11 protein-coding genes are annotated in these 14,914 nt (G+C 71.6%); 8 read left to right on the top strand and 3 right to left on the bottom strand.

What is annotated here, in order from left to right; translation table 11 throughout:
- Positions 1-189 precede the first annotated feature (189 nt).
- Together Acy02nite_RS30345 and Acy02nite_RS30350 are read left to right on the top strand one after the other, a co-directional pair.
- Positions 190-1,230, top strand: a complete 1,041-nt coding sequence (locus Acy02nite_RS30345; RefSeq protein WP_239175357.1) for a LacI family DNA-binding transcriptional regulator — start codon at positions 190-192, stop codon at positions 1,228-1,230.
- A gap of 44 nt (positions 1,231-1,274) precedes the next feature.
- Positions 1,275-1,622: a hypothetical protein gene (locus tag Acy02nite_RS30350; RefSeq protein ID WP_203747225.1), complete on the top strand. Its 348-nt coding sequence runs from the start codon at positions 1,275-1,277 to the stop codon at positions 1,620-1,622.
- A 140-nt stretch (positions 1,623-1,762) separates the two neighbouring features.
- Here Acy02nite_RS30350 and Acy02nite_RS30355 read toward each other — a convergent pair whose 3' ends face one another.
- Both Acy02nite_RS30355 and Acy02nite_RS30360 read right to left on the bottom strand, forming a co-directional pair.
- Positions 1,763-2,614 (bottom strand): poly(ethylene terephthalate) hydrolase family protein, encoded by an 852-nt coding sequence (locus Acy02nite_RS30355; protein WP_203747228.1) that lies wholly within the window; start codon positions 2,612-2,614, stop codon positions 1,763-1,765.
- Positions 2,615-2,732: 118 nt separating this feature from the next.
- The gene (locus tag Acy02nite_RS30360; RefSeq protein ID WP_203747231.1) at positions 2,733-3,692 is read right to left on the bottom strand and encodes an Lrp/AsnC family transcriptional regulator; all 960 of its coding nucleotides are present in this window, start codon (positions 3,690-3,692) and stop codon (positions 2,733-2,735) included.
- An 86-nt stretch (positions 3,693-3,778) separates the two neighbouring features.
- Here Acy02nite_RS30360 and Acy02nite_RS30365 point away from each other — a divergent pair, with 86 nt between their 5' ends.
- A complete protein-coding gene (locus Acy02nite_RS30365) occupies positions 3,779-5,182 on the top strand; it encodes an MFS transporter (protein ID WP_203747234.1) in 1,404 nt (467 codons plus the stop codon).
- Between the two features lie 76 nt (positions 5,183-5,258).
- Here the strand turns inward: Acy02nite_RS30365 and Acy02nite_RS30370 are convergent, their stop codons facing one another.
- Positions 5,259-8,192, bottom strand: a complete 2,934-nt coding sequence (locus Acy02nite_RS30370; protein WP_203747237.1) for an Ig-like domain-containing domain — start codon at positions 8,190-8,192, stop codon at positions 5,259-5,261.
- Positions 8,193-8,764: 572 nt separating this feature from the next.
- Here Acy02nite_RS30370 and Acy02nite_RS30375 point away from each other — a divergent pair.
- From Acy02nite_RS30375 to Acy02nite_RS30395, 5 genes are read left to right on the top strand one after another with little or no spacing between them, the layout of a single operon-like run.
- On the top strand, positions 8,765-10,795 hold the full coding sequence (locus Acy02nite_RS30375; protein ID WP_203747240.1) for a bifunctional aldolase/short-chain dehydrogenase: 2,031 nt from the start codon (positions 8,765-8,767) through the stop codon (positions 10,793-10,795).
- A complete protein-coding gene (locus Acy02nite_RS30380) occupies positions 10,792-12,171 on the top strand; it encodes a rhamnulokinase (RefSeq protein WP_203747243.1) in 1,380 nt (459 codons plus the stop codon). Before Acy02nite_RS30375 ends, Acy02nite_RS30380 begins: the two co-directional genes overlap by 4 nt.
- A 2-nt stretch (positions 12,172-12,173) precedes the next feature.
- Positions 12,174-12,899 (top strand): (Fe-S)-binding protein, encoded by a 726-nt coding sequence (locus Acy02nite_RS30385; RefSeq protein WP_203747246.1) that lies wholly within the window; start codon positions 12,174-12,176, stop codon positions 12,897-12,899.
- On the top strand, positions 12,896-14,314 hold the full coding sequence (locus tag Acy02nite_RS30390; RefSeq protein ID WP_203747249.1) for a LutB/LldF family L-lactate oxidation iron-sulfur protein: 1,419 nt from the start codon (positions 12,896-12,898) through the stop codon (positions 14,312-14,314). Before Acy02nite_RS30385 ends, Acy02nite_RS30390 begins: the two co-directional genes overlap by 4 nt.
- Complete coding sequence (locus tag Acy02nite_RS30395) at positions 14,311-14,901, top strand: LutC/YkgG family protein (RefSeq protein WP_203747264.1); 591 nt, start codon at positions 14,311-14,313, stop codon at positions 14,899-14,901. The genes Acy02nite_RS30390 and Acy02nite_RS30395 overlap by 4 nt, the downstream gene beginning before the upstream one ends.
- Positions 14,902-14,914: the final 13 nt, after the last annotated feature.

A 14,914-nucleotide genomic window follows, 5' to 3' on the forward strand; every position in this document is an offset into this window, starting at 1 on the left:
GGAGTGCTGCCTGGGGAAGGGTGGTTGTGGGGAGCGCCGGTGGGGTGGGGTGGTCGGATCGGGTGGTTCGTCCCGCTGTGGCGATGGCGGTTGAAATGTTTCATTCGTGGTGCGATGCTGACGTCCACGGAGGGGAGCGCTCACCCTAGAATGCGTTTCAATCCATCGTTCCAGCGAGGGGGCAACGGGTTGACTCAGCAGCCACGCAACGGCCGGGCGCCGTCCGTCAAGGACGTGGCGGCTGCCGCCGGCGTCTCCCTCGGCACGGTGTCGAACGTGCTGAACCGGCCGGCCGTGGTCAGCACCGCCACCCGGGAGCGGGTCGAGCGCGCCATGGCCGACCTGGGGTTCATCCGCAACGAGTCGGCACGTCAGCTGCGGGCCGGCACGAGCCGCGCGCTGGCCTACGTGATGCTCGACGGCGGGAACCCGTTCTTCCAGGACGTCGCCGAGGGCATCGAGAACGCCGCGGACGCCGCCGACCTGTCGCTGTTCGTCTGCAACAGCGGTGGTCGTGCCGAGCGTGAGTCCAAGCACCTCGACCGGCTGGTCCAGCAGCGGGTGCAGGGCATCCTGATCACTCCGGTCGACCCGGACGCGTCGCACGTGGCCGACATCGCCCGGCGCGGCATCCCGTTCGTGATGGTGGACAGGCTCAGCAGCACGGGGGATCACTGCTCGGTCGCCGTCGACGACGTGCTGGGCGGCCGGATCGCCGTCGAGCATCTGATCGATCGCGGACACGATCGGGTGGCGTTCGTGGGCGGGCCGGAGAGCATCGGCCAGGTGCGTGAGCGGTATCAGGGGGCGCGCGAGGTGTGGGAGGAGTTCGGCAAGCCGGCCGAGGATCTGATCCACCTGCCGACCGAGGCGCTGACCGTGAGCGAGGGACGTTCCGCGGGCGAGCGCCTGGCCGGGCTGCCGTCGCGCCGCCGGCCGACCGCCGCGTTCTGTGCGAACGATCTGCTCGCGCTCGGCTTGCTGCAGCACGCGGTGACCGCGGGGCTGCGGGTTCCGGACGACCTGGCGATCGTCGGCTTCGACGACATCGACTTCGCGGCAGCCGCGGCCGTCCCGTTGACGTCGGTCCGGCAGCCGCGGCAGGAGCTGGGGCGGACAGCCGCGCGACTGGTCCTGGACGAGGCCACGAACCCTGATCACCAGCACGAGCAGGCCACGTTCGTCCCGGCGCTGGTGGCGCGCGCCTCCACGGGCACGGTCCGCCGCTGACCCGGATTTATCGGCTGGTCGGTGAGCTGGCAAGCTGTCCGGCTGTGGAAGCACTCCGGTTGATCCTGCTCTTCGTGCACCTTGTCGGCTTCGCCCTGCTGCTGGGCGGGGCGATCGCGCAGTTCCTGTCGGGGACGTTCCGGATCAGTCCGGCGGTCCTGTGGGGTTCGATCATCCAGCTGGTCAGCGGGCTGGGGCTGGCGGCGCCGTTGCGGGGTGGCGGTGACCACGAGCCGGATCCGATCAAGCTCGGCGTGAAGCTGGTGATCGCGCTGATGATCTTCATCATGGTGTTCATCCCGCGGAAGCGGGAGGCGGTCAACAAGGGCCACTACATCGGGATCATCACGTTGACGCTGGTGAACGCGGCGGTCGCGGTCTTCTGGCGCTGACCCGAGCGCGCCGGCCGTGAGGGTGCCGGCCTCGAACCGCACTGACGCCGACAAGGCCGACCGCGGAAGCGCGGCCGACCCCGGAAACGCCGGCGACCCCAGGGTCGCCGGCGTTCCCCCGTACGGGGAAATCGGGTTTGTCAGGAATGCGGGCAGGTGTCGCGGTATTCCTGGATGGCCGAGCCCGACGGTGCCGGGCAGAGGAACTGCTCGTAACGGGTGTCGTTGTCGATGAAGCGCTTCAGCCACGAGATGCTGTACTTCGCGATGGTGACGTTCGCCGAGGTCGGCGCCGAGTGGGTGGCGTTGTTCAACTCCAGGTACGCCTTGTCGAGGGTGCTCGGCAGGCTGGTGTAGAACGGCTCGGCGTGTGACGCGACGGGCGCCGTGGTGTCGTTCTCGGCGCCGATGACCAGGGTCGGCACCTTGTCGGTGGTCCAGCTCTTGGTGGTGTGCCACGGCGTGAGCGGGACGGCGGCCTGCAGCGACGGGCGGGTCCTCGACGCTGACAGGCTTCCGCCGCCACCCATCGAGTAACCCATCACGCCCAGCCGGGTCGCGTCGATGCGGGTGCGGACGGTGCTGGAGCCGGTCAGGTAGTCCAGGGCGGCGAGCAGCTGCGTGCCCCGGCTGTCCGGGTAGTCGTACACGCTGAGGGTGTCGATGACGATGACCACGAAACCCTGCGACGCGATGCGCGGGCCCAGCCAGGCGACCGCGGACTTCGAGTTGGTGTAACCGGGGGCGATCGAGACCGCGCCGAACGTGCCGGCGCTGGTGCTGGTGGGGTAGTAGATGGTGCCGCCACCGAAGCTGCTGGTGCGCGCCACGGTGGTGGAGGCGGTGGCGAACGGGCCGGTCGCGGCCTCGATGCTGGCGGTGGTCGGAGCGGGGCCCCGCTCGTACGGATTGGCGGCCTGCGCGGGGGCCGCCGGGAGAGCGATGAGGGCCGCCACGGTGGTCGCGGCGGCCAGCAGGGAACGGAGGGACATGTGGTTCTCCCAACAGGGGATGGGTGTGGGAGACCGATCTAGATCGATACTGGTGAATAGTATTGACGAGATTCTTACCAGTCGGTAATACCGATGGGTCCCTGCTGTTGGCGGTATGTCAACGCACCGAGCCCATCTGCTTCACGTGCTTGAGCACCGGCGCCGACTCGATCCGCTCGACGCCGTCGAGCTGGCTGAGGCGCTCGGTCACGTACCTGTAGAAGGCGGGCATGTCCTCGCAGATCGCGGTGGCCTGCAGGTTCGACGGGCCGGTGGTCGCCGCCGCGAAAACGATCTCCTCGTGCCGGGCCAGGGCGTTGCCGACCGACGCGACCCGCGACGGCGCGACCGAGAGCCACATCACGACGACCGCCCGGAACCCGTACAGGCTCGGTTCGATCTCGACATCGGTGTAGAGCGAGCCCGACTCGAACAGCTCCTGGACCCGGCGGCGGGCCGTCGACTCCGGCCAGCCGGTCGCGGCCGACAACTCGGCGTAGCTGCGCCGCCCGTCCCAGGAGAGCGCCTCGATCAGCGGGGCGTCGGCGTCGGCGAGGTGGGTGGCGGAGCGGCCGCCGGCCGGAGGTGACGGGGCCAGCGCCGCGATCTGCTCGGCGGTCAGCGAGTCGTCGCGCAGGTCCGGGCCGACCGCGCCGCCCACATAGTTGTGGATCACGCAGTGCGCGCTCACCGAGACCACCCGGGGGGTCCGCGGAAGCTTCTGCAGCAGCAGCGCCTCCCGGTCGGCGGACGCCGGCACGTGCACGCTGCCGGTGATCTCGGTGCCGCCGGACGTGATCGAGACCCAGGTGGTGTCCGGGCGGCGGGCCAGGGCCGAGGCGATCGGCAGAGCCGCGTCGGGCGCCGCACGCAGGCGGAGCGCCCAGGTCTCGTACCCCAGCTCGATGGGGTTGGGCAGGCCGACCACCCGCAGCCGCGCCTCCTCGCGCAGCCGGCGATAACGCCGCGCGACGGTCTGGTCGGAGACGCCGAGGACCGTGCCGATCTCCCGGTATCCCGCGCGGCCGTTGATCCGCAGCGCGTGCGTGACCTGCCGGTCCAGCCTGTCGATTTCCACCGCGCAAGCGTAGCCAAAAGTCGAGATCCGCAGCATGAGCGTTGCTGATGCGGCCTCTGCGAGGAAAAGCGGGCATCCTACGGGGCATGCGCAAATGGTCACCACTGATCGCCGTCTGCCTCGGCACCTTCCTGCTGCTGGTGGACGTCACCATCGTCGTCGTCGCGTTGCCCTCGATCGCCGACAAGTTCCAGGCCGGCTACGCCGACCTGCAGTGGGTGCTCGACGGGTACGCTCTAGCTCTCGCCGCCCTGCTGCTCGGCGCCGGCTCCCTCGCCGACCGCTTCGGCCGCCGCCGCACGTACCTGATCGGCATCGGCATCTTCGCGGTCTCCTCCCTGCTCTGCGCCTTCGCGCCGAACGAGCAGGCCCTGATCGCCGCCCGCGTGCTGCAGGGCGCCGGCGGCGCGGCCATGTTCGCCTGCACCGCCGCCCTGCTCAACGTGACCTATCAGGGTCATGACCGGGGTGTCGCGTTCGGGGTCTGGGGTGCGGTCAACGGCGCCGCCGCGGCAGCCGGCCCGCTGGCCGGCGGGCTGCTCACCGAGCACCTCGGCTGGCGCTGGGTGTTCCTGGTCAACCTGCCGATCTGCCTGATCGCCGTCTGGTTCACCGTGCGTGGCGTCGCCGAGTCGAAGGCGCCGTGGGGCGGCCGGTTCGACCTGCCCGGCACTGTCACGTTCACGGTGGCGGCCGCAGCCGTGACGTACGGGCTGATCCGCGCCGGTGACGCCGGCTGGACCGACGGGATCGCGCTGACCGCGTTCGCCGCCGGCGTCGTCGCACTGGCCGCGTTCATCGTCGTCGAGCTCCGCTCCGACCATCCGATGCTGGATCTCGCCCTGTTCCGGCGGCCCGCGTTCGCGGCGCTGATCGTGGCGGCGTTCCTGACCCAGGCGGCCGCGTTCGGCTACCTGCCGTTCGCGACGGTCTGGCTGCAGCAGGTGCTCGGATACGGCCCGGTCGACGCGGGCCTCTACGGCGCGCTGCCGATGGCCGCCGCCTCGCTGGTCGTCGGCGCGGCCGCCGGCAAGTTCCTGCAGAAGGTCTCGCCGCGCTGGACCGTCGGCCTCGGCCTGCTGCTGATCGCGGCCGGCGACCTGGTCCAGACGAGTCTGGACGCGGACAGCAGCGGCAAGGTCCTCATCCCCGGCCTGATCATTGTCGGACTCGGTGTGGGCTGTGTGCTGCCGTCACTGTCGTCGGCGGTCCTCGGCGAGGTGCCCCGCGAACGCAGCGGCATGGCCGGTGGCGCGCTCAACACATTCCGGCAGCTCGGATTCGCGGTCGGCGTCGCGGTCTTCGGCACGATCTTCGCGGACCGGATCGCTGACGCGCACGGGCAGCCGGCCGGTTTCGCCGACGGTCTCGACGCGACGCTCTACGTCGCGGCCGGAACCGCGCTGGCCGCGGCGATCGTGGTGCTGATCTTCGTCCGGCGTCACGCGGTGCAGTCCCACGCCGCGCCCGTCCCGGCAAAGGCCGGCTGACCGGGACTCCGGTTCCGTGCAGCGCGGCGTTCTTCATGAACCGCCCGGGCCGACCGCCCGGGCGGTTCCCCGTCGGTCAGGCGCGTGGTTTCAACAGGGTGATGCGGTTCGCGCCGAGCTCGGTCACGTACAGGTTGCCGGTCGCCACGTCCTCGGTGACGTCGAGCGGCTGGCTGAACCCGGTCAGGCCGGTGATGCCCGTGGTCCGGTTGGACAGCGCGCCCGAGGCGGCCACGTCGAAGGTCTCGATGTCCTGTCCGTCGGAGTAGCGGACCACCAGCAGCTTTCCGTCCAGCGCGCCGCCCCGGTACTCGATCGCGCCGTTCGCCGAGGCGTGCAGCCCCGCGTCGTAGGTGCCGGCCAGGTCGTAGTTCGGATCGGGCGCGGTACCCACCGGGTAGGCGGGCACCTGGAACGGGTCCGTCCCACTCGTCGGGTTGCCGCCGGCGAGCACCCATTCGCAGCGCACCGGGTTCGGGTGCCCGTAGTAGCGGCCCGCCTTCACGTCGAAGACGTAGTCGGTCTCCGCGGTCGGCACGTTGGTCAGCGCCGGCACCACCGGCCCGGTGTAGCCACGCCGGGCACACGAGGCGGGCAGGGCGCTCGGCGTGGCCGGCGTGTTGCCGCCGGCAGCCGAGCCGTTGGTCGGCGTGTAGAGGTGCCCGTTGCGGTGCCAGACCAGGTCGAACGCGTTCCGCACGCCGGTCGCATGAAGAGTCAAAGGCGCATTTGCGGCGTACGGGTCGTAGCTCCCACCGTCCTCGGTCCGCACGTCGAGCGGCAACGTGGCCGGCAGCTTCGCCGGGTCCAGGCGCAGCACGGCCGCGCTGAGCAGACGCTCCGCCCGGTTGCCCCAGGTCGCGTCGGCGGCGCCCATCGCGTTGTTCGCGCCCTGGGTCAGGTACAGCCCGCCGTCCGGCCCGAACGCCAGCGAGTTCGTCTCGTGATCCTTGACCGAGCGCGGCAGACCGGTGACCACCGAGGTGTACGTGCCCAGGTCGGCGCCGGTCAGCCTGCCGATCCGGCCGGACCAGTCGGGAACGTTCAGCGGGCCGACGTACTGGTAGTTGTCGGTGACCCAGAGGATCGGCGCGGCTGCCGTCGACGCCGGGTCGAAGGCCATCCCGATGATCGTGCGCGCGGGCGCGCCGGCCAGCCCGCGCGCCGACGCGTCGGCCCGGACCGTGCCGATCACCGTCGCGGCGCCGAGCGTGCCGTCCGCGTTGATCGGGAACCGGTGGAGGTAACCGTCGAGCGTGCCGGCGTAGAGCCGCCCGTCCGGACCCTTCACCACCGAGGTGAACGACGCGCCGGTGGCCACGCCCACGGTCTTGTCGAACCCGGCCGGCCCGCCCGGGCCGGTGCCCGCGCCGGTGGTGAAGACCGTCGAGTACGGCGCGAACGGTTTGCCCGTCACGTCGGTGACCCCGCTGGTGACGGTGAACCGGTACGCCGTGTTCGCGGTCAGTGGGCCGGTCGGCGACAGGTTGATCACGTCGCCGCCGCCGCTGGTGATCGTGGTCGCCGGCACGGCCACACCGTCGGCGAGCCGGGTCAGCGTCACCGTCGAGCCGGTCAGCGAGGCCGCCGCGACGCCACCGTTGGGCAGCACCAGATCCTCGACGACGCTGGTGGTGAGCGAGACCTTGGTCGCGTTGTTCGCCGGGGTGCTCGCCCGTACCGCCGGCGTCGCCCCGGCGGCCGGGACGCTGACCACGTCGATGTAGTCGAACTTGGTGTTCGTGCCGCCGGCCGGGCTGAGGGTCAGCTTGCCGTCGGTCACCCGCACCGTGCGGGTGACGGTGGCGAACTTGACCGCGGCCGTTGGGCGGAACGCGGCGATCGCGTTCTGGTCCTCGACGGCGGCCCAGTGCACGCTGTCGACCGCGGTGCCGGCGTCACCGGTCGCGACGGTGACGGTGTAGACGCCGTCCGGCACGGCCGCCTCCCAGGCGCCGGGGGTGGACACACCGGCCGAACCTGCCGGGAGCTGCGCGTGGATGAAGGTGGCGAGCCGCGGATCGCTCTGCCCGGCGGCCGGGTTGCGGTTGCGGCCGTTGCCGGTCAGGTCGGCCGGCGTGCCCTCGCCCAGGTCGACCCAGCCGTATCCGCGCGTCGCCGTGTACGCGCCGCCGGAGTCCCGCACATAGCCGGCCGCCGGTGCGGTGGCCGCGTCCGAGAAGTCGACCTTGAGCGAGAACGCGGCCGGGGTGGCGCTCACCGTCGCCGACGGCCCGCCGTCGGTGGTGACCCGGTACGCGTACGCCGTCCCGTTCGTGACCGCGGTGTCCAGGTAGGACGCCTTGGACACCGTCGCCAGCAGCGTGCCGCCCCGGTAGACCTGGTAGCTCGCCGCGTTGCCGGTCCAGGAGAGCGCCACCTGGCCGTCGCCGGGCGTCGCGGTCAGCCCGGCCGGCGGGTCGGCGGTGACCCGGCTGACCTCGACGTAGTTCAGCTTCGTGTTGACGCCACCGGCCGCGTCGACGGTCAGCCGGCCGTCACGGACCGGGACGGTCACCGTGGCCTGGCGGAACTCGGCGGCGGCAGTGGAGACGAAACCGCTGATCGCGGTGACCCCCTCGACCCGGACGGTGTGGGTGCTGTCGTAGGCCGGCTGGTCACCGGCGGACACCGTCACCTGATAGGTGCCGGCGGGCACCGCGTACTCCCACGCGCCGGCCGTGGTCACGCCGCTGGTGCCGTTCACGTCGCCGTACTGCAGGTGGATCAGCGTGCCGAGGCGGGCGTCGACACCGGTCCGGGCCCGGTCACGGGTGTTCAGGGTCAGGTCGAGCGGCACGTGGGTGCCGGTGAGGCTGTCCTGCCGTACCCACCCCTGCGCCCCGTCGAAGGCGGCGCCGGTGTCCGCGGTGTACCCGCTCGGGACCGCCGACGCGGCCGGTTGGAAGTTGACTTTCGCGATCGGGGTGACAGCGGCCCGCGCCGACACGGGCACGGCGACCACGAGGGCCGCGACGGCAGCAGCGGCAATCCAGCGACGACGATGCATGTCGCTGAAGTTGTCACACCACCCGGCGCCCCAGGCTGTCGGAAATCCGCGGCGGCGTCGATCTCCGCCAGAACGGTAATTACGAACCCGCGGGCGATCGTGCACGGACCCTCGCAGTCCCGATCAATCGGATACCACCCGCTCGCCGCCTGCTTTGTCCCCTCGGGTCACCCCGGAGAGCATCGGCAAGGTCCTCACCCCCGCCTTGATCATTGCCCGCCCCACCCCGGGCGCGGGCGGCTGGCTTTCAGGGGTGTCTCCCGGACCGGAAGCACCCTTGATGCCCAGCCGGGGCCGGGCGGCTGCTTGAGTTCAAGGGTGTTTCCGGGGTGGTGATGTACCTCTGAGGGCCAGCCGTGGAGGTCGACGGACGCCGCTGCTGCGCTCGTCGGACCCGGCGGCCGCGGCCCGGAGGCTGGAAGCGGCGCCCCGCCCCGCCTGCCGTTCGGAGTTGTCGGACGGGTGGAGCCGAGAGCAGCAGGTGGCCTTGACCGGGGGTGCGGTGGCTGCGTAACCTGTCGGTGATTCTGAAACGTTTCACACTTAGCCGCCGGACGGGACTGAGGGACGCCATGACGAATGCCGCCGTCGCCGCGCTCATCGCGCGATCGAATCGCCTGGGAGCGGATCCGCGCACCACGAACTACGCCGGGGGCAACACCTCCGCCAAGGGCAGCGACCTGGACCCGGTCACCGGGGAGAACGTGGACCTGCTCTGGGTGAAGGGGTCCGGCGGCGACCTGGGCACCCTGACCGAGAAGGGCCTGGCCGTGCTCCGGCTGGACCGGCTGCGCGCGCTGACCGGCGTCTACCCGGGGGTCGAGCGTGAGGACGAGATGGTCGCCGCGTTCGACTACTGCCTGCACGGCCGGGGCGGGGCCGCGCCGAGCATCGACACCGCGATGCACGGCCTGGTCGACGCGCCGCACGTGGATCATCTGCACCCGGACGCCGGCATCGCGATCGCGACGGCCGCGGACGGGCCGGCGCTGACCAAGGAGATCTTCGGCGACCGGGTGCTCTGGGTGGACTGGCGGCGTCCCGGGTTCCAGCTCGGACTGGACATCGCCGCGGCGCAGAAGGCGAACCCGCAGGCGATCGGCGTGATCCTGGGTGGCCACGGCATCACCGCCTGGGGCGCGACCAGCGAGGAGTGCGAGGCCAACTCGCAGGAGATCATCAACACCGCCGCGGCGTACCTCGCGGACCACGGCCGGAATGCACCTTTCGGTGAGGTGAGGCAGCAAGCGCTCGGCGAGACGGAGAGAAGGAAGCGCGCCGCCGAGCTCTTCCCGGTGATCCGCGGGCTGGCGTCGACCGACCGTCCCCAGGTCGGTCACTTCACCGACTCCGACGTGGTCCTCGACTTCGTCGGCAGCGAGCGCCTCGCCGAGTTGGCCGCGCTGGGCACCTCCTGCCCGGACCATTTCCTGCGGACGAAGGTCAAGCCGCTGGTCCTGGACACCGCGCCGGACGCGCCCCTGGACGAGGTCGTCGACCGGCTCAAGGAGCTGCACGAGGCGTACCGGGCGGACTACCGCGCCTACTACGAGCGTCACGCGACCCCGGAGAGCCCGGCGATCCGCGGCGCCGACCCGGCGATCGTGCTGGTCCCGGGCGTGGGCATGTTCTCGTTCGGCGCGAACAAGCAGACCGCCCGCGTCGCCGGCGAGTTCTACGTCAACGCGATCAACGTGATGCGTGGCGCCGAGGCGATCTCGCGGTACGCCCCGATCGACGAGTCGGAGAAGTTCCGCATCGAGTACTGGTCCCTGGAGGAGGCCAAGCTCCAGCGGATGCCGAAGCCGAAGCCCCTCGCCACCCGGGTCGCGTTCGTGACCGGCGGCGGTTCCGGCATCGGCCGTGCGATCGCGCTGCGCCTGGCCGCCGAGGGCGCGTGCGTCGTGGTCGCCGACCGGGACGCCGCCACCGCGGAGACCGTCGCGCGGGAGATCGGGGGCACCGACGCGGCCGTCTCGGTCACCGCCGACGTGACCGACGCCGCCGCGGTCGAGGCCGCCCTCGACGCGGCCGTGCTCGCGTTCGGCGGCGTGGACCTGATCGTCAACAACGCCGGCCTGTCCATCTCGAAGCCGCTGCTGGAGACCACCGAGCAGGACTGGGACCTGCAGCACGACGTGATGGCGAAGGGCTCGTTCCTGGTCGCGAAGGCCGCCGCGCGGATCCTGATCGCACAGGGCATGGGCGGCGATATCGTCTACATCTCCAGCAAGAACTCGCTGTTCGCGGGCCCGAACAACGTCGCCTACGGCGCCGCCAAGGCCGACCAGGCGCATCAGGTGCGCTTGCTGGCGGCCGAGCTGGGCGCTTTCGGCGTACGGGTGAACGGCATCAACCCCGACGGGGTCGTCCGCGGATCGGGGATCTTCTCGTCCGGCTGGGGCGCGCAGCGTGCCGCGGTCTACGGCGTGCCGGAGGAGAAGCTGGGCGAGTTCTACGCGCAGCGCACCCTGCTCAAGCGCGAGGTGCTGCCGGACCACGTGGCGAACGCGGTCTTCGTGCTCACCGCCGGCGACCTGTCGCACACCACCGGCCTGCACATCCCCGTCGACGCGGGTGTCGCGGCGGCCTTCCTCCGATGACGCACCGGTTCGCCGCTGTCGACCTCGGCGCGTCCAGCGGGCGCGTCGTGGTCGGCACCTTCACTGAGGGCAAGCTGGACCTCGACGTCGTGCACCGGTTCCCGAACGAGCCGGTGCGGGCGGGCGGCACCCTGCACTGGGACATCCTCGGGCTGTACCGGGGGGTGCTCGACGGGCTGAAGAAGGCCGGGCCGGTGGACAGCATCGGCATCGACTCGTGGGCGGTCGACTACGGCTTCCTCGACGCGGACGGGATGCTGCTCGGCAACCCGGTGCACTACCGGGACGCGCGGACGGACGGGGTCGCCGCGCGGGTGCGGGACCTCTACGACGTCAACGGGCTGCAGACGTTGCCGTTCAACACGGTCTACCAGTTGGTGGCGGCCGCCGGGACCCGGCAGTACGCGGCGGCGAGGACGATGCTGCTCGTGCCGGATCTGCTGGCGTACTGGCTGACCGGGGAGATCGGTGCCGAGTACACGAACGCCTCGACGACCGGGCTGCTCGACGTCCGTACCGGGGACTGGGCCTGGCCCTTGATCGGGGAATTGGGGTTGCGGGCCGAGCTCTTCCCGCCGATCCGGCGGCCGGGCGACGTGATCGGGCGTTTCGAGGGAACCCCGGTGGTCGCGGTGGGCTCGCACGACACGGCGTCGGCGGTGGTCGCGGTTCCGGCACAGGACACCGATTTCGCGTACGTCAGTTCGGGCACCTGGTCCCTGGTGGGCCTGGAGCTGGACACGCCGGTGCTCAGCGACTCCTCCCGCGCGGCGAACTTCACCAACGAGGGCGGGGTCGACGGGACCGTTCGCTATCTGCGCAATGTGATGGGCCTGTGGCCGTTGCAGGAGTGCATGCGCGAGTGGGGCTCGCCGGACATCGCGGAGCTGCTCCGGGCGGCGGAGCGGGAGCCGGCGCTGCGCTACGTGGTCGACCTGGACGATCCGGTCTTCCTGCCGCCCGGGGACATGACCGGTCGCCTGCGCGAAGCTGCCGGCCTTCCCGGCGAGGCGGGCCCGGCGACGGTCACGCGGTGCATCCTGGACAGCCTGGCGCTCGCACAACGGCGTGCGGTGCGCCAGGCGCGGGAGCTCGCCGGCACGTCACCGGCAGTGGTGCACCTGGTCGGCGGCGGCGCCCGCAACGAGCTGCTGTGCCGGCTGACCGCCGACGCCACCGGGCTTCCGGTGCTCGCCGGGCCGGTCGAGGCCACCGCCATCGGTAATCTGCTGGTGCAGGCGCGCGCCGCCGGGGTCGTCCCCGGCGGGCTCGATGCGATGCGCGCGCTGGTGCGGCAGACTCAACAGATCGTGCGCTACGAGCCGCGCGGCGACGACGACCTCTGGCGGGCCGCCGCCGCGCGAGTGGGGAGGTGACCGTGCGGATCGCGCTCTTCGCGACGTGCCTCGCCGACACCCTGTTCCCGGAGGCGGCCAAGGCCACCGTCCGGCTGCTGGAACGCCTCGGCCACGAGGTCGTGTTCCCCTCCGAGCAGACGTGCTGCGGGCAGATGCACGTCAACACCGGTTACCAGAGGGATGCGTTACCGCTGGTCAAGCGATATGTTCAGACCTTCTCGCCGTACGACGTGATCGTCGCGCCGTCCGGGTCGTGCGTCGGGTCGATCCGGCATCAGCACGCCATGGTGGCCGCCGCGGCCGGCGAGGCGGGGCTGGCCGCGCGCGCCGGGGACGTGGGCGCCCGGACGTACGAGCTGTCCGAGCTGCTCGTCGACGTGCTGAAGGTGGAGGACGTGGGGGCGTACTACCCGCACCGGGTCACCTACCACCCGACGTGTCACAGCCTGCGGATGATCAGGGTCGGGGACAAGCCGTTACGGCTGCTGCGCAACGTTCGCGGCCTGGAACTGGTCGAGCTGCCGGCCGCGGAGCAGTGCTGCGGCTTCGGCGGCACGTTCTCGGTCAAGAACGCGGAGACGTCGGCGGCCATGCTCGCGGACAAGATGACCACCATCGAGTCGACCGGCGCCTCCGTGTGCACGGCCGGGGATGCCTCGTGCCTGATGCACATCGGTGGCGGTCTGCGGCGGAAGGATTCCGGAGTGAAGACCGTGCACCTGGCCGAGATCCTGGCCGCGACATGACGACCTTCCTGGGCATGCCGGCCACCGCGCCCCGCGGCGTCGGGCACCTGCGCGGCGACGAGCCGTTCCCGGCCGCCGCGCACAAGGCGCTCGCGAACGACCAGTTGCGGCGCAACCTGCGGCACGCGACCACCACGATCCGCGGCAAGTCCGGCCGGGTGATCGCGGAGCTGCCGGACTGGCAGGAGCTGCGCTCGGCCGGCTCGGCGATCAAGGCCGACGTGATGTCCCGGCTTCCCGAGCTGCTGGAACAGCTGGAGGCCCGGGTCACCGAGCGCGGCGGCGTGGTGCACTGGGCCGCCGACGCGAACGAGGCCAACGCGATCGTCACCGACCTGGTGCGACAGACCGGCTCGGAGCGGGTCATCAAGGTCAAGTCGATGGCCACCCAGGAGATCGCGCTCAACGAGGCCCTCGAAGCGGCCGGGATCCAGCCGGTCGAGACCGACCTGGCCGAGCTGATCGTGCAGCTCGGCAACGACAAGCCGAGCCACATCCTGGTGCCGGCGATCCACCGGAACCGCTCGGAGATCCGGGAGATCTTCCTCGCGGCGATGCCCGGGGTGGACCCGGCGCTGACCGACGACCCGCCGGTGCTGGCCGCGGCCGCCCGGAAGTACCTGCGCGAGACGTTCCTGTCGACGAAGGTCGCGATCAGCGGGGCGAACTTCGGCATCGCCGAGACCGGGACGCTCGCCGTCGTCGAGTCCGAGGGCAACGGGCGGATGTGCCTGACCCTGCCCGAGACGCTGATCACCGTCATGGGCATCGAGAAGGTCGTGCCGGCGTGGCAGGACCTGGAGGTGTTCCTGCAACTGCTGCCGCGGGCGTCGACGGGGGAGCGGATGAACCCGTACACGACCATGTGGACCGGGGTAACGCCCGGGGACGGGCCGCAGAACTTCCACCTGGTGCTGCTCGACAACGGGCGCAGCGCGGTGCTCGCCGACGAGGCGGGGCGGTCGGCACTGCACTGCATCCGGTGCTCGGCGTGCCTCAACGTGTGCCCGGTCTACGAACGGACCGGCGGGCACGCGTACGGGTCGGTCTATCCCGGGCCGATCGGGGCGGTGCTGTCCCCGCAGCTCACCGGGGTCGAGGACAACGCTTCGCTGCCGTTCGCGTCGTCGCTGTGCGGGGCGTGCTTCGACGCCTGTCCCGTGAAGATCGACATCCCGTCGATCCTGGTGCACCTGCGGAACCGGGCGCCGCACGGGCGGATCGAGCGGGCCGCGATGCGGGCGGCGGCGTACACGATGGACCGGCCGAAGCTGTACGCCCGCGCGCAACGGGCCGCCAAGCTCGCGCGGATCGCCGGGCGCCGCGGTCGTGGCCTGCCGCTGGGGTGGAACGAGGCGCGTGACCTGCCGGAGATCCCCGAGCAGACCTTCCGCGATTGGTGGGCGTCGCGATGAGCGCGAAGGACGTGATCCTGGGACGGGTGCGGGCGGCACTGCGGGACGCTCCCGCCCCGGGGCCGGCGCCGCGCGACTACCGGCGTACGTTCCCGGCCGCCGACCTCGACGTGCTGGTCGACCGGCTCGTGGACTACAAGGCGTCGGTGCGGCGGATCCCGGCGGACGCCGTGGCGGCGGTCGCCGCGGAGATCGCGGGCGGGACCGTCGTGGTGCCGCCCGGGCTGCCGTCGTCCTGGCGCCCCGACGGTGCCCTGGTCGACGACGACCTTCCGCCGGACCGGATCGCCGCCGCCGACGCGGTCCTGACCGCCGCGGCGATCGCCGTCGCCGAGACCGGGACGATCGTGCTCGACGCGTCACCGGACCAGGGGCGGCGCATCATCACGCTCCTGCCGGACGTGCACATCGTCGTCCTGCACCCCCGTCAGGTGGTGGCCTCGGTCCCGGAGGCCGTCGCCCGCCTCGACCCGGCGCGTCCACTGACCTGGATCAGCGGGCCGTCGGCGACCAGTGACATCGAGCTGAACCGGGTCGAGGGCGTGCACGGGCCCCGCCATCTCCACGTCCTGCTCCTGGAGCCGTAGGGCGGCGCCGCCC

The sequence above is a fragment of the Actinoplanes cyaneus genome, from assembly GCF_016862095.1.
GTDB classification, from domain to species: Bacteria; Actinomycetota; Actinomycetes; order Mycobacteriales; family Micromonosporaceae; genus Actinoplanes; species Actinoplanes cyaneus.

What these genes read in the sequence shown, in the direction of transcription:
- Acy02nite_RS30380 (WP_203747243.1), top strand. Translation starts at nt 10,792, where the DNA reads ATGACGCACCGGTTCGCCGCTGTCGACCTCGGCGCGTCCAGCGGGCGC.
- Acy02nite_RS30395 (WP_203747264.1), top strand. Translation starts at nt 14,311, where the DNA reads ATGAGCGCGAAGGACGTGATCCTGGGACGGGTGCGGGCGGCACTGCGG.
- Acy02nite_RS30375 (WP_203747240.1), top strand. Translation starts at nt 8,765, where the DNA reads ATGACGAATGCCGCCGTCGCCGCGCTCATCGCGCGATCGAATCGCCTG.
- Acy02nite_RS30365 (WP_203747234.1), top strand. Translation starts at nt 3,779, where the DNA reads ATGCGCAAATGGTCACCACTGATCGCCGTCTGCCTCGGCACCTTCCTG.
- Acy02nite_RS30390 (WP_203747249.1), top strand. Translation starts at nt 12,896, where the DNA reads ATGACGACCTTCCTGGGCATGCCGGCCACCGCGCCCCGCGGCGTCGGG.
- Acy02nite_RS30370 (WP_203747237.1), bottom strand. Translation starts at nt 8,192, where the DNA reads ATGCATCGTCGTCGCTGGATTGCCGCTGCTGCCGTCGCGGCCCTCGTG.
- Acy02nite_RS30355 (WP_203747228.1), bottom strand. Translation starts at nt 2,614, where the DNA reads ATGTCCCTCCGTTCCCTGCTGGCCGCCGCGACCACCGTGGCGGCCCTC.